Genomic DNA, 17,581 nt, shown 5'->3' with positions numbered 1-17,581 from the left:
TCTTCGCGTCATTACGTAGAACCCAGGAAGAACCATGTCTCCTTACGACAAATCTGCATCGTCACGCCCCAAGGGCGAGCGTCCCGGCTCGAAGAGCCCCAAGCACCGCGGCTTCCGTGCCGAGGCCGAGGGTGGGCCCGCCAAGAAGCGCTGGGATGCCCCCGAGCGCGCTGCTCGCGCCGAGGGCCGCTCCGGCGGTCGCGACGCTGGTGCCCGTGACGGCGGTGCTCGCGGCGGTTCCGCTCGTGACGCCGGTACCCGCGGCGGCTCGGCTCGAGACTCCCGCGGTGCCGGTCGCGACGCTTCGGCCGGACGCCCCAACTGGGAGCCCCGCAAGACCGGCGGCTCCAACCCCCGCTTCGGCGGCGGAGCCCGTGACGACCGCGACGCCCGCAACGGTGCGCGTGGCGGCGACCGCTTCGACCGGAACGACCGCTTTGGCGGCGGCCGCCCCTCGCGTGACGACCGACCGGCTCGCGACGACCGTCCGTCGCGTGACGACCGCTTCGGTGGCGGCCGCCCGGCTCGCGATGACCGCGGTGGTCGCTCGTACGACCGCAGCGACCGCCCCGCCCGTGACGACCGCGCCCCGCGTTCGTTCGACCGCGGCGACCGCCCCGCCCGCAGCTACGACCGCCCCGAGGGTGGACGCCCGGGCCGCGAAGACCGCGCCCCCTTCAAGAAGCGCGACGACTACGGCCAGGGCCGCCCTGCTCGCGACGACCGTGCGCCCCGCTCGAACGACCGTGGCGACCGCCCCGCTCGTGACGACCGTGCCCCGCGTTCGTTCGACCGCAACGACCGTCCTGCCCGCTCGTTCGATCGGGACAGCCGTCCTGCTCGTTCGTTCGATCGTGACAGCCGTCCGGCCCGTGACGACCGTCCGGCCCGTGACGACCGCGCTCCGCGTTCGTTCGACCGCAACGACCGCAACGGCCGTCCTGCTCGTTCGTTCGATCGCGACAGCCGTCCGGCTCGTGACGACCGCGCTCCGCGCTCGTTCGACCGCAGCGACCGCACCGAGCGTCCGGCTCGCTCCTTCGACCGCACCGAGCGCCCCGCTCGCTCCTTCGACGGCGACGACCGCCCGAGCCGCTCGAGCGACTACTACCCGAAGCGCGACTCGCACTTCACTCCCGAAGACGACGTCAAGCTCGAGAAGCTTCAGGCCGAGGTCGTCACCGCCGGTGACGTCGCGGGCAAGACCTGGGGCGACCTGGGCCTCGGCGACAACCTCACCCGTCAGCTGATCGCGATGGGTGCTCCCTCGCCGTTCCCGATCCAGGCGGCGACGATCCCCGACGTGATCGCGGGCAAGGACGTCCTCGGGCGTGGCCGCACCGGATCCGGCAAGACCATCGCCTTCGGGGCACCTCTCGCCGAGAAGCTGCTCGAGCACGGCGGAGCCAAGGATCGCAAGATGGGCCGCAAGCCCCGCGCGCTGATCCTCGCCCCGACCCGCGAGCTCGCCATGCAGATCGACGACACCGTGCAGCCCATCGCGCGCTCCGTCGGACTCTTCACCACCCAGATCTACGGCGGCGTGCCGCAGCAGCGTCAGGTGCACTCCCTGCAGCGCGGCGTCGACATCGTCATCGGCACCCCTGGGCGGATCGAAGACCTCATCGAGCAGGGTCGCCTCGACCTCAGCGAGGTCACCGTCACGGTGCTCGACGAGGCCGACCACATGTGCGACCTCGGGTTCCTCGAGCCGGTTCAGCGCATCCTTCGCGAGACCGCGGCGGTCACTCGTCACGGTGCCCGTGCGCAGAAGCTCCTCTTCAGCGCCACCCTCGACAAGGGTGTCGCCAAGCTGGTCGACGAGTTCCTGACCGACCCGGCCGTCCACGAGGTCGCCGGCGAAGACCAGGCGTCCGCCACCATCGATCACCGCGTGCTGCTGATCGACCAGCGCGACAAGGGTGCGATCATCGAGCAGCTCGCGCAGGGTAAGGGCAAGACCCTCGTCTTCGCCCGCACGCGCGCTTTCGCCGAGCAGCTCGCCGACCAGCTCGAAGACGCCGGAATCGCGTCGACCAGCCTCCACGGCGACCTGAACCAGTCGCGCCGAACGCGCAACCTGCAGCTGCTCACCTCGGGCCGTGTCAACGTGCTCGTCGCCACCGACGTCGCAGCCCGAGGCATTCACGTCGACGACATCGAGCTGGTCATCCAGGCCGACGCCCCCGACGAGTACAAGACCTACATGCACCGCTCCGGCCGCACCGGTCGCGCGGGCAAGGAGGGCACCGTCGTGACGCTGATCACGCGTGCTCGCCGCCGCCGCATGGAGGAGCTGCTCGACCGCGCTGAGATCACGGCCGAAATGGTCGAGGCTCGCCCCGGCGATCGCCTGATCGACCAGCTATCCGGGGTCTGAATCCTCCGGGTCGGCTCCTCCGGCCTCGCCTGCGTCGCTGGCCGTGACCCTCTGGGTCGGCTCCTCCCCGCATAAGCCCGCACAGACGGCGTAAACACCAGCCCTAGGGCAGGTGTTTACGCCGTCTGTGCGGGTTCAGCCACGCGCGTCGCTAGAGACGGTCGAGGATCCCACGGGCATAGTTCGCCTGCCCGGCATGCTGCAGGCAGTCGTTCACGATGCTCACAAGGCGGGCGCCGCGCGTGACCGGCGGATCCCACGACTCGTCGACCACGTCGTCGAGATCGTCGCCCGAGACGGTGCCGAGGTAGTCGACGGTCGCCGCCGTGACCGCCTCGAGGTACCCGCTGAGGAGATCCGCGGTGGCGACGACTCGCGTCACATCGCCCGCACTCATGCCGTAGCCCATCTCGTCGGGGCCGAACGGCAGCTCGAATCGGCCATACCAGCCGTCGGCCGTCCAGACCTCCTCCGACCCGGAGAGGGCGGCGATCTGGGCATCCTGCCCGCGGGCCGTGTGCCACGCGAGCCAGGCGATCGTGTTCGTGCCGGGCGCGGGCCGGGCAGCGAGCTGCTGGGGATCGAGACCGTCGGTGGCGCGATCGACGAGGGCGGGGATCCTGGAGAACGATTCGATGAGAAGGTCGGACGGAGTCATGACTCCACGCTACGACCAGGCGCCAGCCGGCGTGCGGCGTGCCAGGATTCAGACATGAAGCTGGCTGAAGCCCTGATCAACCGAGGTGATCTGCAGAAGCGCATCGAGCAGTTGCGCTCCCGCGTGATCGCCAATGCCCGCTACCAGGAGGGCGAAGAGCCGGGGGAGAACGCCGAGGCGCTTCTCGCCGAGGTCATCTCCCTTCAGGAGGCCCTCGAGCAGTTGGTCGTCGCGGTTAACCTGACCAACTCGACGACGATGCTCGACGACGGACGCACCATGACCGAGGCGCTGGCCCACCGAGACGCCCTCCGCAGTCGGCATTCGATCCTCGTGCAGGCGGCCGACGCCTCGGCCGGCATGGGCGAGTTCGCGGGCTATCGGCAGCTTCGGAGCGAACTCCGCCAGCTCTCGGCTCTTCCGACCGCGGCCGTCCGCCAGCAGGCCGACGACGTCGCTCGCCGTCTGCGGCAGCTCGACGTGATCATCCAGCAGGCGAACTGGGAGGCCGATCTGGCCGACTGAGAGACAGCGCTGAGAACAGCGACAGCACGAGCGGTGAGTCGGTAGGCATCCGCCGGAGCGAGCACGCAGCCGACGGGACGACGGTCAATTCGTCCCACTGCATCCGCGAGGGGCCGCGGGCGGCCGCAAGGCGCTCACACCTCAGCCCAGCACCCATCACAGGTGACCTCGCAGCAGTCACACCTCATCACCGCGTGCTGGCCGGGGGTTCGCCGAGGGCGGGATCGGGGCCTCACCGCCGTGTTAGGAGAGGCCTGCGTCGATGCCGGCGCGCGGTCGTCGATGTCGGCGGCCCTCGCTACGCTGGCGAGGCCCACCGACGAAAGGCGAGCGCTTGCTGATCTTGCACACCAGCGACTGGCATCTGGGGCGCACGCTCCACGGCGTCGACCTCCTCGACCACCAACAAGTCTATGTCGACCATCTTGTCGAGCTGGTGCGCGAGCGCTCGATCGATGTCGTGCTGGTGGCGGGCGACGTCTACGACCGGGCCGTGCCGTCGGTGCCGGCGGTTCAGCTGCTGTCGTCCGCGCTGGCGCGTCTCGGCGAGCTCGCCACCGTGATCGTGACGCCGGGCAACCACGACTCGGCTGTTCGCCTGGGGTTCGCGTCCGGCCTGCTTCGCGACCACGTCCAGATCCGCGCGTCGGTCGACGACCTCGCCAAGCCAGTCGTGCTCGACGACGCGAGCGGCCAGGTCGCGTTCTACGGCCTGCCCTACCTCGATCCCGACAGCGTGCGCGCGGTTCTCGTGCCAGACGAGCAACGGGCCGAGGATCCCACGGCGAGACTCACGAGATCCCACGCGGCCGTGATGGGCGCGGCCCTGGATCGGGTGCGGGCCGACCTCGCCACGAGGCCGGGCACCCGCGCCGTCGTGCTCGCCCACGCATTCGTCGTGGGCGGCGCCCCGAGCGACAGCGAGCGCGACATCCGAGTCGGCGGTGTCGACTCGGTTCCGGCCGAGCTGTTCCACGGCGTCGACTATGTGGCCCTCGGCCACCTGCACGGCGCCCAGGGCATCACCGCGCCTGCCGTGGGCCCGGTCATCCGCTACAGCGGTTCGCCGCTCGCGTTCTCGTTCGGCGAGAAGCACCAGGTGAAGTCGTCGGCCCTGGTGCGGCTGGCGGCCGACGGCCAGGTCGACGTCGAGCTCGTTCCGACGCCGGTGCCGAGACGCCTCTCCGAGATCACCGGCGATCTCGCCGAGCTGCTCGACGGGCGGCACGACTCCCTGGCCGACGACTGGCTGCGCGTCTTCGTCACCGATCCCGTGCATCCGGCGGGCCTGCACGCGCTCGTCCGTGAGCGGTTCCCGCACGCGCTGTCGATCCAGCACGTGCCGCGGGGCGCCGTCCGCTCGGCCGAACGGCGGGCGGTGCCGGTCGACGCCGATCCGGTCGAGGTCGCTCGCGAGTTCGTCGCGTTCGCCACCGGGGCGGAGGCGAGCGACGCCGAGATCGCTGTGCTGCGCGCGGCCTACGAGGCGGCCGGTCGAGCCGAGCTGAGCGCCTGATGGAGCTGCATCGCCTGACGCTCCGCGCCATCGGCCCCTACGCCGACGAATTCACGATCGACTTCGCCGCACTCCGGTCGTCCGGGGTCTTCCTGCTCGAGGGCCCGACCGGCTCCGGCAAATCGACGATCATTGACGCGATCGTGTTCGCGCTGTACGGCGGCCTGGCGGGTGCGTCGTCGAGCGACGACCGACTCCGCAGTCACCACGCCGGCCCCTCGGTCGAACCGTTCGTCGAGCTCGTCTTCGAGACCGGCGCCGGCATCCACCTCATCCGGCGCAGCCCCAAATGGAACCGCCCGAAGAGTCGCGGCGTCGGCACGACACCCGTCAACATGGCGGTGGTCCTGCAGCGGCTCGCAACGCCGGGTGCTGTCGACGGTGAGACGCTGTCGACGCGGGCACAGGAGGTCGGAGGGGAGATTCCTCGGATCCTGGGGGTCACGAAAGAGCAGTTCCTGCAGACGATCGTGCTTCCGCAGGGCGAGTTCGCGCGCTTTCTCGCCGCCAGCGGCGAAGAGCGCCGGCTCGTGCTGCAGTCGCTGTTCGGCACCGAGATCTATGACCGCACGACCGCGACCCTCGTAGACGCCCGGCGCGCGGCCAACGCCGCCGTCGAGACGTCGCAGCGCGCCGTCGACGAAGCGTTGGCGGGCCTCCGCAGCACGGTCGACGTCGGCGCCGATCAGGGTCCGGGCGATAGCCCTCATGTCGAGGAGGAAGCAGTTCTCGGTGGTGACCGCGGCACGGGAAGCCCCGTCGAGACGGTGTCGATCGAGGTGGGGAACGCGGCCGAGGTAGTGGCCAGGTTGAGCGCCGAGTCGGGCTCAGCGGGTGAGCGCCGCGCCATCGCCCGCGCGGCGCTCGACGATGCCAGCGCGAAGTCGGCGGAGGTCCTCAGGCTGGCCGAGGCGATCGAGGCGAGGCATGGTCTGATGGCTCGCCGCGACGCCCTGTCCGGGCGGGTTGCTGCCGTGGCCGAGGCTCGCAACCGAACCGAGCTGGCCGACCGTGCTGCTCTGGTCGAGGGGCCCGCGCGAGCGCTCACACTCGCCGAGGCGAAACGGGAACGCGCGCGCGACGAGCTCGCCGTACTGCGGGGCAGTATCGACGACAGCCTGTTCGAGGCAGAGCTCGACGATCTGCGAGATCGCCGCGAGCGACTTGCCCACGAGCGAGCGACACTGGCCGCGATCGTCGACCTCGAGGTGGGCCTGCCGGCGCGCGACGACGCGCAACTGCGCACCCGCGGCAGGCTGGCCGATCGTCGATCGGCCATCGCAGCGGCTGAGGCCCGGGTCACCGGCCGGGCGGCAGAACGGGTGGGGCTGACGGCCGAGATCGCCGCTGCGGCCGAGCTCGCGGGCACCCTCGACCTCGAGACCCGGCGACTCGACGATCTGCATGCAGCCCTCGAGGCGGTGCGGCGACATGCCGAACTGGCCGATGCGTCGCAGATCGCGCGGGAGAGCGTGTCAGCCGCTGCCGCGCGGGCCCGCGAGGCGGTCGATACCGAGGCCGACCTCCGCCGACGGCGCATCAGCGGTGTGGCCGGCGAGTTGGCTCTCGAACTGATCGACGGCGAACCCTGCAGTGTCTGTGGGGCAACCGAGCACCCGGCCCCCGCCGTACTTCTTGACGGACATCCCACCGATCGAGAGCTCGACGAGGCGACCCGGGCTCGCGAGGCGGCGGAAGCCGCCCTGCAGACGGCTCGAGATGCAGCGTCCGCTCTCGACGCGCGACTCGGTGACGCCGCCCGGGCCGTGGGGGAGCACGACGGCGACGAACTGCGAGTGCAACTGACCGAGGTCGAGGCGAAGATCGGCGCGGCCCGGGCTGCAGTCTCGGAGCGCTCCAAGGCCGACGATCGCCTGCTCCGATTCGACGCCGAGACGGCCGCCCAGGAGGCCGCGATAGCAGCCGAGCGGCTCGACCTGGCGGCAGAGGAGGCCCGACTCGAGACCGAGGCGGAGCGGCTCGTCGCCGACCGCTCGCGCATCGCCGAGATTCTGGAGGGCCGTGCGGCATCGTGCGTCGCCCTCAGCGACGAGCTGCACGCCGACGAGCGGGTGCTGGTGACGATCGTTCGTGCGCGAGAGGCCGAGGTTACCGCTGCCGTCGAGGTCGAAAGTCGCCGAGCAGACGTCGAGCTCGCCCTCGCGTCATCGACCTTCGAGAGCGTCGAAGAGGCGTCGGCGGCGCTCCTCGCGCCGGGCGACCGTGCTGTCCTTCTGGCCAAGATCCGAGACTTCGACAACGAGTCGGCCGTCGTCGCAGACGGGCTCGCGTCACCCCGCGTCGCGGCCCTCGACGGAGACGAGGTCGCCGACATCGAGGCGGCAGAGGGGGCGCTGGCGGTGGCATCGGCCGCCCACGCTGCCGCCGCCGATCGTGCTTCCCGCCTCGAAGACCGTGCCGCAAGCTCCGAGAGGGCCCTCGGCCGCCTCCAGCAGGCCCTCCGCGCGGCCGACGCGGTCGCCGAGGAGTCGCGCGCCATCGTGCGCATGGCCGACGTCGCCAGCGCCAGCGGTGCAGAGAACCTCCACGGCGTCACCCTCGGAACCTACGTGCTCCTCCGGCGCTTCGACGACGTGGTCGCCGCAGCGAACAGCCGGCTGGGGCTCATGTCGAGCGGCCGGTACCAGCTCGAGGCCGCCGAACGCGAGGCCTCGTCGAGGGCACGCCGGGCCGGGCTCGCGCTGACGATCCGCGACAACGCCACCGGCACGACGCGCGACCCGAAGAGCTTCAGCGGCGGCGAGACCTTCTACGCCTCGCTCAGCCTGGCGCTCGGGCTCGCCGACGTGGTGCAGGCCGAGGCGGGCGGTATCGAACTAGGCACGCTCTTCGTCGACGAGGGCTTCGGCACACTCGACCCCGAGACCCTCGACGCGGTCATGGCCGAACTCGGGGCGCTGTCGGCCGGCGGTCGCGTCGTCGGCATCGTCAGCCACGTCGACGAGCTCAAGCAGCGCATCGCCGACCGGATCGAGGTGCGGCGCCGGCCCGACGGCTCGTCGACGCTGACCTCGACGGTGGGGTGAGCGAGCGGGGAGTTGTGGCGGAGGGGCGGGGGCCAGAGCGACGCGTGCCGGATCCTTCGGTTCGCCGCCAGAATGGAGCGATGCAGATTCGCGCGTTCCGCCCCGCTGACACCGAGCCCGTCGTCGCCCTCTGGGAGGAGGCCGGGCTGACCCGCCCGTGGAACGACCCCCGCAACGACATCGAGCGCAAGCTGCGCGTGCAGCCCGAGCTGTTCCGTGTGGGCGTTGAGGGCGACGCGATCGTCGCGACGGCCATGGCCGGATACGACGGACATCGCGGCTGGGTCTACTACGTCGCCGTGGCCGACTCGGCGCGCGGAACCGGGCTCGGGGCACAGATCATGGCCGACGCCGAGCGCCTGCTGACCGACCTGGGCTGCCCCAAGATCAACGTGCAGGTGCGCCAGGGCAACAATGCCGTGATCGGCTTCTACGAGCACCACGGCTACTCGCCCGACGGCGCGCTCGGCTTCGGCAAGCGCCTGATCTCCGACGTCGCCGACTGACACGGTCGCCCGGGGCCGTCGCGCTACCCTCGCCAGGTGCCCTACGCGTATCACCTGCTCTTCCGCGCCCGTCCCCGCTACCGCTGGTGGAAGCCGATCGTGGCGCTCGTCGTCGGCGTCGGCATCTACTACGCGCTGAGCATCGTCTGGCAGGAGCTCCTCTTACTGACGGTCGACGCGATCGGCGGCGCTCAGGCCCGGCTCGATCTCGTCGCCGACATTCGGCGCAACCAGCAAGACGCCTCGAATCCGCTCGTGATGCTGTTCACGCTCGGCTCGCTCGCGCTGCTTCTGCCCTCGATGATCGTGGGCGTACGGATCCTCGGCCTCGGCCCCATCGGCCAGCTGTCGAGCGTGGTCGCGCGCCTTCGCTGGCGCTGGATGGCGCGCTGCATCGTTCCGGCGGTCGTCTACATGGCCCTGCAGGTCGGTCTCGGTTTCGTGGTGCCCGCGTCATGGCAGGGCCAAGGATCCGACGCAGCCGCGACCCAGACGAGCACCCCGCCGCTGGCCCTGTTCGTGTCTATCGTGCTGATCCTGCTCCTGGTCCCGTTCCAAGCGGCCGGCGAGGAGTTCGCCTTTCGCGGCTTCGGGATGCAGGCGCTCGGATCGTGGGTGCGCTGGCCCGTCGTCGCCATCGTCGTGCCGACGGTGGCCTTCGCCTTCGCGCACAGCTACAACGTCTGGGGCAAACTCGATGTCGCGACCCTCGGGGTGGCCTTCGCCTACCTCACCTGGCGGACGGGCGGGCTCGAGGCCGGCATCGTCGCCCATGTGGTCAACAACGTGGTGGTCTTTCTCCTGGCGGCTCCGGTCGTGAGCACGCAGCAGGCTGACGGGTCGCCGGGTGCCTTTGTCGTGACGCTCGTCGCCTCGGCCGCCTATGTGGGCCTGGTCACTCTCGTCGCACGCCGAAACGGACCCGAGCGCGTGGCGCCCGAGTCCGTTTCGGTGGCGGATGTCGCGGGCTAGCCGAAAGGCCTGGCCGGTGGTGCGAGTCGGTCGACCTAGCCCTTGAACAGGTTGGTGAAGACGTCGGATGCCTGAGCGTTCGTCATGGCGACTTCAGCGGTGATGAGCGTGACCTTGGTATCGGCGCCGTCTTCGGCGGTGAAGGTGCGGCTCGTGCTCTTCTCGGTGCCCTTGGTTGTGTAGAGCACACTGTCGTCGAAGTTCTTCACCGAGTCGTTCTCGATGACGGTGAGGCTCTTGTCTTTCGCGATCTTGTCGCGGGGTTCTTCGACATTCACCTCGACCCCGGACTTCGAGTCGTTCTCGACGTTGAGGAAGATGGCGGCGCCGGTCTTGGGGTGGGTCCAGGTGCACTTGCCGCCCTTGTCGCCGAGCTTCGAGTCGGACTGGAGGGCAAAGCCGTCGATGCTCTTTCCCAGGGAGGACTCGAGCTTCGAGCAGCTGTCGGCGTTGAGCACCAGAGGGGTGGCAGTGCTGACGGAGCAGCCGGCGAGAGTGGCGGCGGCGGCGGCGGTGATGACGGTGGCGGCCATGATGCGCTTCATACAGTTCTCCTCAATAAGATCGGGATTCACAATGTAACATATTGAGTTTCGCTCAGGCTAAGCCTATGGAGAAAGCCAACGACGTCGGTCGCGGCTCGTAGACTCGGCGGGTGACCTCGACCATCGACGCGACTCCTCGACCCGGCGCTTCCGCACCCCTCGACGTGCTCCAAGACGTCTTTGGCTACGAGGCTTTCCGGGGCAGCCAGGCGGCGATCATCGATCAGGTCGTCGGCGGCGGCGATGCTCTCGTTCTGATGCCCACGGGCGGCGGCAAGTCGCTCTGCTACCAGGTGCCCGCCCTTGTTCGCGACGGGGTCGGCATCGTCGTCTCGCCGCTCATCGCTCTCATGCAAGACCAGGTCGATGCGCTCGAGGCCGTTGGCGTCCGCGCCGCGTTCCTGAACAGCACGCAAGACGGCGCGGAGCGCCAGAGAGTCGAGTCGGCGTTCCGCTCCGGCGATCTCGACATGCTCTACCTCGCGCCCGAGCGACTCCGTCTCGAGTCGACCAAGCAGCTGCTGGATCAGGGGCGAATCGCGCTCTTCGCCATCGACGAAGCGCACTGCGTGGCCCAGTGGGGCCACGACTTCAGGCCCGACTACCTGGAGCTCTCGGTTCTCCACGAGCGCTGGCCCGCCGTGCCGCGGATCGCACTCACGGCGACCGCGACCGAGACGACGCACCGCGAGATCTCGACCCGACTCGACCTTGATTCGGCCGCGCACTTCGTCGCCGACTTCGATCGCCCGAACATCCAGTACCGCATCGAGGCGAAAGACCAGCCGCTCAAGCAGGTGCTCCGCCTCATCCAGACCGAGCACCCCGGCGATGCCGGGATCGTCTACTGCCTCTCGCGCAACTCGGTCAAAAAGACCGCCGAATCGCTGGTCGCGAACGGTATCCCAGCACTCCCGTACCATGCCGGCCTCGACGCGGCGACCCGTCAGCGCAACCAGTCCCGGTTCCTCCGCGAAGACGGCATCGTCATGGTGGCGACCGTCGCCTTCGGCATGGGCATCGACAAGCCCGACGTCCGATTCGTCGCGCACCTCGACCTGCCCAAGTCGGTCGAGGGGTACTACCAGGAGACCGGTCGCGCCGGTCGCGACGGGCTGCCGGCGACCGCCTGGCTCGCCTACGGGCTACAAGACGTCATGCAGCAGCGTCGCATGATCGACCAGTCGGAGGGCGACGCCGCGCACCGCCGACAGCTGACAGTGCACCTCGACGCGATGCTCGCGCTCTGTGAGACCGTCGAGTGCCGCCGTGTGCAGCTGCTTGCCTATTTCGGTCAGTCGTCGACCGCATGCGGCAACTGCGACACCTGTCTCACGCCGCCGACATCGCTCGACGGCACCGTTCCCGCGCAGAAGCTGCTCTCGACCATCGTCCGGCTCAAGCGCGAGCGCAACCAGCAGTTCGGCGCCGGGCATCTCATCGACATCCTGCTGGGCAAGAGCACCCCGCGCATGGCGCAGCAGGGCCACGACAAGCTCGCCACCTTCGGAATCGGCACCGAGCTCTCCGACGCCGAGTGGCGAGGAGTCGTGCGGCAGCTCCTCGCGAAGGGGCTGCTCGCCTCGTCGACCGACGGCTACGGCACACTCCTCATCACCGACGAGTCGGCAGCCGTGCTCGCCGGTGAGCGGCCCGTATTCCTGCGGAAGGAGCCGGAGCGGCCCTCCAGGGCGGCTCGCTCTCGGCGGTCCGGCCCGGGCGCGTCGGTGGCCGATCTCCCCGCCGAAGCGCAGCCCCTGTTCGAGAAGCTCCGGGCCTGGCGCTCGGCAACCGCGAAGGAGGCCGGCGTTCCCGCCTACGTCGTGTTCGGCGACGTGACGCTCCGCGGTGTCGCCTCGATGAGGCCGTCGAGCCTCGATCAGCTGGCGACCATCTCGGGCGTCGGCCAGAAGAAGCTCGAGAGCTACGGGGAACAGCTGCTCGCCGTCGTCGCCGAGTCGAGCGGCGGTGGGCCCGTGGGGAGCGCCGTCGCGCCTGCCTCGGGTGGGTCGAGGGGTGGGCGTGCCGGATCCTCGGCCAATCGGTTCCCAGCCGCGCCCTCGCGCGCCGTCTCGAGCTTCGACCCGGGGCCGGGCGTGGGTGTCGATGAGCCGGGCGCCTACGAGCCTGGCGCCGACGATGGCGGGTGGCCCGATGCGCCGCCCGACGACCCGTACGACGAGTCGGTGCCGCCCGACGACTGGCGCTGATTCTCGGGCTAATCCTGGGGCTGGTCGCTGGCCGAGGGCCGTCGAAGTGACGCGGTTCGGCCATTCTGACGCGGCGCGCCGGGTCGCTTTGGCCGATTCGCGTCAGGTCGTTGGCCGCTGGCTCGCAGCGCACGACCCGCAGCGTCATGAGAATTGACCCCTGTAAGGGCTCCGAATACCGTCACGACATGGCCCTCGACAGCGTCAACCACCCCCTCTCCACCTGGACTTCGCCCGACGCAGCTCTCGCCCAGCCTCTCGTCGACGACCTCGCCCGCGACTACGACGAGCGCTATGGGCTGAACGACGGCATCCCGTCGTCGGTCGAGCTGAGCCGCTACCCCGCCGAGCTATTCGCTCCGGCTCGGGGCGGGGCGTTCCTGATCCTCGAGCAGGCGGGGACGGCGGTCGCGGGTGGGGCCTTCATGCGCCTCGACGACGACACGGCCGAGATGAAGCGGGTGTGGACGCACCCCGACCATCGGCGACGCGGTCTCGCCGGGCGGGTCATGGCAGAGCTCGAGGGCGAGGCGAGGATCCGAGGCTACCGCCGTGTGAATCTCACCACCGGAGCTCGTCAGCCCGAGGCCGTCGGGCTCTACCTGCACCTCGGCTACGTCCCTCTTTTCGACGTCGATGGTGACTACGAGGCGATCAGCTACCTCCGGTTCACGAAGTCGCTCGTCGACTGAGTTCTCCACAGGGGGCGTATTTCCCTAGCCAGCCGATCCGAAGAAAGGTAACATTTCGCATGTCTTTCTCTCCGATCCGAAGGTGGCCCTGTGAATTCGCTTGCTCCGGCAACGCTCTCCGCTTCTCTCCTCGACGATGTCATCGGGCTTCGGGGCTCGTCTGACGGGCCTTCCGGTGGGTCGCACCCGACCGATCGTTCCCCGGTGGCTTTCGCGCCGCGACCTCGGGGCCGGGGCCGTACCCTCGTTGCTCTGCTGGGCGCCGGTCTGGCCGGGCTCCTCGCGGGCATCGACGTGCTTCTCCTCGTGCTCCTCGAGACGCTGCTGCGAGGCGTCGACGCCGACAGCCTCGACGTGCCGGGCATGGGCTTTGCCGCCTGGTCGGCCGAGAACGGCCTCGCCTACGGTTTCGGTCCGGCAGCGATCGCCATTCTGATCGCGTGCACGGGTGTCGGTGTCGCACTCGGCTGGATGTTCGTTCGGTCGAGTCGGTCGAAGTCGGCGGACAGCTCTCAGGCGTAGCGTCGATCGCGGTGCCGACGGCGCCGTGTTGGGGCAGGTGGCCCCGCAGAGAGGCAAGCGATGAAGGTGACCGTTCTCGGTCTGGGAATCATGGGCCAGGGGGTAGCGGCGACGCTCCTCCGCGAAGGCTTCGACGTGACGGTCTGGAACCGATCGCCCGGCAAGGCCTCCGATCTTCAGGCGACCGGAGCCTCGGTTGCGGGCACGCCCCGCGAGGCGGTCAATGACGCCGATGTGATCCTTTCGATCCTCTTCGACGCCGATTCCGTGCTCACGGTCTTCGACGAGGCGTCGTCAGCGGTTCGCGACGGCTCAGTGTGGGTGCAGGCCAGCACGATCGGCATCGACGGAACACGCCGCGTCACCCGGGCCGCGGAGGCGAAGGGCGTGTCGCTCATCGAGGCGATGATGCTGGGTACGAAAGTCCCCGCCGAGAAGGGGGCCCTCGTCATGCTCGCGGCGGGCGATGCCGGGCTCATCGAGAAGGCGTCGCCTGTGCTCGAGGCGATGGGTTCGAAGACGGTTGTGGCTGGCCAGGCAGTCGGCGACGGTTCGGCACTCAAGCTCGCGGCGAACGCGTGGATCGCCAGCATCACCGCCGCGACCGCTCAGTCGATCGCACTGGCGGAGGCGCTCGGGCTCGACGGCGACCTCTTCTTGCAGGCGATCGACGGTGGTGCGAGCGATACCCCGTACGCGCACACCAAGGGCGCGACCATGCTGGCGCACGACTATCCGGCGCAGTTCGCGCTCGACGGCCTCCGCAAAGACGTGGGGCTCATCACCGAGGCCGCTTCGGGAGCGGGGGTCGACGTCGGATTGCTGACCGCGCTGAGTGCCGTCTACGCGAAGGCCTCCGAGTCGGGGCACGGTGGCGACGACATCGCGGCCGTCTACGAGGGCTTCGCGGCGTCTCGCTGACGGGCTGCTGCTGGGGGCTGGTGGGCTGGCGGCTGGCGGGCGGCTGGCTGGCTGGCTGGCCGAGCCCGCGAGTGCCGCCAGATGCCGGACCCGCACTCGCCGGAAGTGCATTCGGCGGCACTCGGCGTCGCGTGCACGTTCGGGTAGTTGCCGAGCGCCGGGGCACCAAGCGCCGGGGCACGGAGTTGCCGAGTGCTGCCGAATGCCAGAACGGTGCTCGTCTGGCGCACAATTGGCGGCACCCACCGTCGCGCGACCGCCGGGGTGGTTGCCGAGTGCCGCCGAATGCCCGGAATGAGTCGGGAGAGCGCGCAATTGGCGCATTGGGTGGGCCAGCCGCGCAGGCCAGCGGGCCGCCGTGGAGCGAATCGCGACAGGCCACACTCGAAGTGAGCGCTCACGGGGATTAGTCTCGACGCATGACGTTCACCGCCGAACGCGAGCAGAACTGGGCCGGCACTCACGTGTACGGCGCCTCGCGCATTCTCCAGCCCCAGTCCGTCGACGAGCTCCAGGCGATGGTGAGAGAGACGCCGCGCATCCGGGCGCTCGGCACCCGGCACTCCTTCAACGCGATCGCCGACGGGCCCGGTGTGCTCGTGTCGCCCGTCGACATCCCGACCGAGCTCGTGATCGCTGACGACCGCCTGTCAGCGACGGTCAGTGCGGGTGCGCGGTACGCGGCCGTCGCCACCGAACTCGAGGCCGCAGGCCTGGCCCTGCACAACATGGGGTCGCTCCCGCACATCTCGGTGGGCGGTGCCACCGCCACGGGCACGCACGGCTCCGGCTCGCGCAACGGGTCGCTGGCGACCTCCGTCCGCGCCCTCGAGTTCGTCACCGCCGACGGATCCCTCCGGACGATCCGTCGCGGCGACGCCGACTTCGACGGCAGCGTGATCCACCTCGGCGCACTCGGCGTCGTGTCGCGGGTGACGCTCGATGTCGAGCCGTCGTTCCGTGCTCGCCAGGACATCTACCGTAACCTCCCCTGGTCGGCCATCGAGGGCGACGGGCTCGCGAAACTGATGGGCCTCGGCTACAGCGTCAGCCTGTTCACCGAGTACGGCGACGACATCTCGGCCATGTGGGTCAAGACCCGCATTCCGGAGGGGCAGGACGACGTCGAGGTTCCTGACGAGATCGACGGTGCCCGGCGCGATCCACGCCAGGTGGGGCTGGTCAGCGACGACGACAACACCACGCCGATGGACGGCTCGGTCGGTCCCTGGCATGAACGTCTGCCGCACTTCCGTATCGACCGCACTCCCTCGAACGGCGAAGAAATTCAGTCGGAGTACTTCGTCGCGCTGGCCGACGGGGCGGCGGCTGTCGCCGCGGTCCGCACTCTTGCCGACCGAATTCAGCCGCACCTCCTCGTGACCGAGCTCCGAGCCGTGGCGGCTGACGACTTGTGGCTAAGCGAGACCCAGGGGCGCGACTCGCTCTGCATCCACTTCACCTGGGCTCGTCACGTCGACGAGGTCGCAGCACTGCTGCCTCAGATCGAGAGCGTGCTCGAACCGTTCACCGCGCGGCCGCACTGGGGCAAGGTGTCGACTCTCGACGCAGTCGCCATCGAGGAGCGGTACCCGCGGATCGGCGAGTTCCGTGCGTTGGCGGCCACGCAGGATCCTTCGGGCAAGTTCGGCGGCGGCTACCTCGACAGCCTCGTCCTCGGGCGGTAGCTCGGGGCGGCGGCAGCGAGTCGACCCACGGAAGTGCGCCGCAGCGACCAGAAGGAGGGCGTCGCGGGGCACCGGCTGACACCGGGAGTCATTCGGGCGGGCTCGCCGACGGGCGCGGATACGCTGAGACGGTGGAAGACGACCTGCAACGGATGGTCGACTCGCTCGCGCTGACCCTGCAGCGATCGGTCGCCGTCGACGACGCTCAGTTGCGCCTCCTCCGATCGAGCGCCCATTTCGGCGACGAAGACGACCTCCGGCTGAAGTCGCTCGTTGACCGCCGGGTTCCCGAACCGGTAGCCGCGCATCTGCACCGTCTCGGCGTGGCCACGTGGCGGGAGCCCGGCCACGGCGCCGGAACCGAGGAGGTCGCCTTCGCGACCCGGTGGTGCGTGCCGCTCCGCACCCGCTACGAGCTGCTGGGCTTTCTCTGGGTGATCGACGACGGCACGCTGACGCCGCCGCAGCTCGCCGAGATCCGGGACGGTGCCACCCGCTTCGAGGACTACCTCGGGAGGGAGGCCGAGCGGCGCCACGCGGCGGATCGGCGTCAGGACGCGGCCGTGCGGCAGCTCGTGCACGGGATCGCCGACGAACGCCGGGCCGGAGCAGAACGGCTGCGGGGCGAGGGGGCGAGCGTCACCGGGCTCATGCAGGCGATCGCCGTGTCTGTCGCGACGGTCGCGCTGCGGCCTGAGCCGTCGGATCCTGGGCTCGACCTGTCTCCGCGCGCGTTCCTGTCGCGTGGGGTGCGAGCCGGGCTCGCGACGAGGCCGCCGGGCTCGTACGCGCTCGCGATCGACGATACCGAGGCGATCGTCCTGATCGGCTGGTCGGCCGTTCCGACCGCGGCCGACGTCGAGACGGTGGGGACGAGGATCCGGGACGCCCTCGTGCGCACCGAACCGCTGCTGTCCCACCGCGCCGTGATCGGGGTCGGCGGCCCGGTGCCCGCGTTGCTCGACGCGCGCGACTCCTGGCGCCAGTCGCGGCTCGCCCTGCGGGTGGCCTCGGCCGAGGGAGAGCCGGTGCGGAGCTGGTCGACGCTCGGCGCGTCCGGGTACGTGGCGGCGCTTCTGCCCGACACCCTCGACCCGGTGGCGCTGCCCGAGCCCTTCGCCACCCTTCTCGGCGAGCAGAGTGCTGAGGCTCTCGATCTGATCGCGGCCTACCTGGAGAACGGCGGGAGTGCCGCGGTGACGGCGACCGCCCTGAATCTGCACCGATCGACGCTGTACCTGCGGCTCGGCCGATTCGAGCAGGCCACCGGCCTGAGCCTCGACCGCGGTGCGGACCGCCTCGCGGTCCATCTCTGGCTGACGGCTCGTCACTATCGGATCGGGGCGGAGGGGTCTGCCGGGGGCCGGGAGTAATCTTCGTCGCGAGGATTCCGGTTCGG

The 17,581-nt window shown here is 70.0% G+C and carries 14 protein-coding genes; 12 read left to right on the top strand and 2 right to left on the bottom strand.

Annotated features, from left to right (window positions below; all coding sequences use genetic code 11):
• Positions 1–34 precede the first annotated feature (34 nt).
• Positions 35–2,380: a DEAD/DEAH box helicase gene (locus tag ITJ49_RS05925; RefSeq protein WP_194602642.1), complete on the top strand. Its 2,346-nt coding sequence runs from the start codon at positions 35–37 to the stop codon at positions 2,378–2,380.
• Positions 2,381–2,531: 151 nt separating this feature from the next.
• Here the strand turns inward: ITJ49_RS05925 and ITJ49_RS05920 are convergent, their stop codons facing one another.
• Positions 2,532–3,038, bottom strand: coding sequence for a DUF664 domain-containing protein (locus ITJ49_RS05920; RefSeq protein WP_194602638.1), 507 nt, complete (start codon positions 3,036–3,038; stop codon positions 2,532–2,534).
• 54 nt (positions 3,039–3,092) lie between these two features.
• On the opposite strand from ITJ49_RS05920, the gene ITJ49_RS05915 reads away from it, so the two are divergent.
• From ITJ49_RS05915 to ITJ49_RS18150, 5 genes are all read left to right on the top strand, one after another.
• Complete coding sequence (locus tag ITJ49_RS05915; RefSeq protein WP_055961000.1) at positions 3,093–3,563, top strand: DIP1984 family protein; 471 nt, start codon at positions 3,093–3,095, stop codon at positions 3,561–3,563.
• A 334-nt stretch (positions 3,564–3,897) separates the two neighbouring features.
• Complete coding sequence (locus ITJ49_RS05910; protein ID WP_194602635.1) at positions 3,898–5,079, top strand: exonuclease SbcCD subunit D; 1,182 nt, start codon at positions 3,898–3,900, stop codon at positions 5,077–5,079.
• Complete coding sequence (locus tag ITJ49_RS05905) at positions 5,079–8,126, top strand: AAA family ATPase (RefSeq protein ID WP_194602631.1); 3,048 nt, start codon at positions 5,079–5,081, stop codon at positions 8,124–8,126. The genes ITJ49_RS05910 and ITJ49_RS05905 overlap by 1 nt, the downstream gene beginning before the upstream one ends.
• A gap of 80 nt (positions 8,127–8,206) precedes the next feature.
• The gene (locus tag ITJ49_RS05900) at positions 8,207–8,632 is read left to right on the top strand and encodes a GNAT family acetyltransferase (RefSeq protein WP_194602627.1); all 426 of its coding nucleotides are present in this window, start codon (positions 8,207–8,209) and stop codon (positions 8,630–8,632) included.
• 36 nt (positions 8,633–8,668) lie between these two features.
• Positions 8,669–9,604, top strand: a complete 936-nt coding sequence (locus ITJ49_RS18150; RefSeq protein WP_194602623.1) for a type II CAAX endopeptidase family protein — start codon at positions 8,669–8,671, stop codon at positions 9,602–9,604.
• A gap of 35 nt (positions 9,605–9,639) precedes the next feature.
• Here ITJ49_RS18150 and ITJ49_RS05890 read toward each other — a convergent pair whose 3' ends face one another.
• Positions 9,640–10,149, bottom strand: a complete 510-nt coding sequence (locus ITJ49_RS05890; RefSeq protein ID WP_194602620.1) for a hypothetical protein — start codon at positions 10,147–10,149, stop codon at positions 9,640–9,642.
• 110 nt (positions 10,150–10,259) lie between these two features.
• Between ITJ49_RS05890 and recQ the strand changes: the two genes are divergently transcribed.
• From recQ to ITJ49_RS18145, 6 genes are all read left to right on the top strand, one after another.
• Positions 10,260–12,359 (top strand): DNA helicase RecQ, encoded by a 2,100-nt coding sequence (gene recQ, locus ITJ49_RS05885; RefSeq protein ID WP_370544386.1) that lies wholly within the window; start codon positions 10,260–10,262, stop codon positions 12,357–12,359.
• A 188-nt stretch (positions 12,360–12,547) separates the two neighbouring features.
• Positions 12,548–13,051: a GNAT family N-acetyltransferase gene (locus ITJ49_RS05880; RefSeq protein ID WP_194602616.1), complete on the top strand. Its 504-nt coding sequence runs from the start codon at positions 12,548–12,550 to the stop codon at positions 13,049–13,051.
• Between the two features lie 204 nt (positions 13,052–13,255).
• A complete protein-coding gene (locus tag ITJ49_RS05875) occupies positions 13,256–13,573 on the top strand; it encodes a hypothetical protein (protein ID WP_228514073.1) in 318 nt (105 codons plus the stop codon).
• A 60-nt stretch (positions 13,574–13,633) separates the two neighbouring features.
• A complete protein-coding gene (locus tag ITJ49_RS05870) occupies positions 13,634–14,494 on the top strand; it encodes an NAD(P)-dependent oxidoreductase (RefSeq protein WP_194602611.1) in 861 nt (286 codons plus the stop codon).
• 419 nt (positions 14,495–14,913) lie between these two features.
• Positions 14,914–16,182 (top strand): FAD-binding protein, encoded by a 1,269-nt coding sequence (locus ITJ49_RS05865; RefSeq protein ID WP_194602608.1) that lies wholly within the window; start codon positions 14,914–14,916, stop codon positions 16,180–16,182.
• Positions 16,183–16,313: 131 nt separating this feature from the next.
• Positions 16,314–17,555 (top strand): helix-turn-helix domain-containing protein, encoded by a 1,242-nt coding sequence (locus ITJ49_RS18145; RefSeq protein ID WP_194602604.1) that lies wholly within the window; start codon positions 16,314–16,316, stop codon positions 17,553–17,555.
• The last annotated feature ends 26 nt before the right edge of the window (positions 17,556–17,581 follow it).

This window comes from Frondihabitans sp. VKM Ac-2883, from assembly GCF_015350875.1.
Lineage (GTDB): Bacteria > Actinomycetota > Actinomycetes > Actinomycetales > Microbacteriaceae > Frondihabitans.
This window is presented reverse-complemented; position numbering and strand designations above follow the sequence as displayed.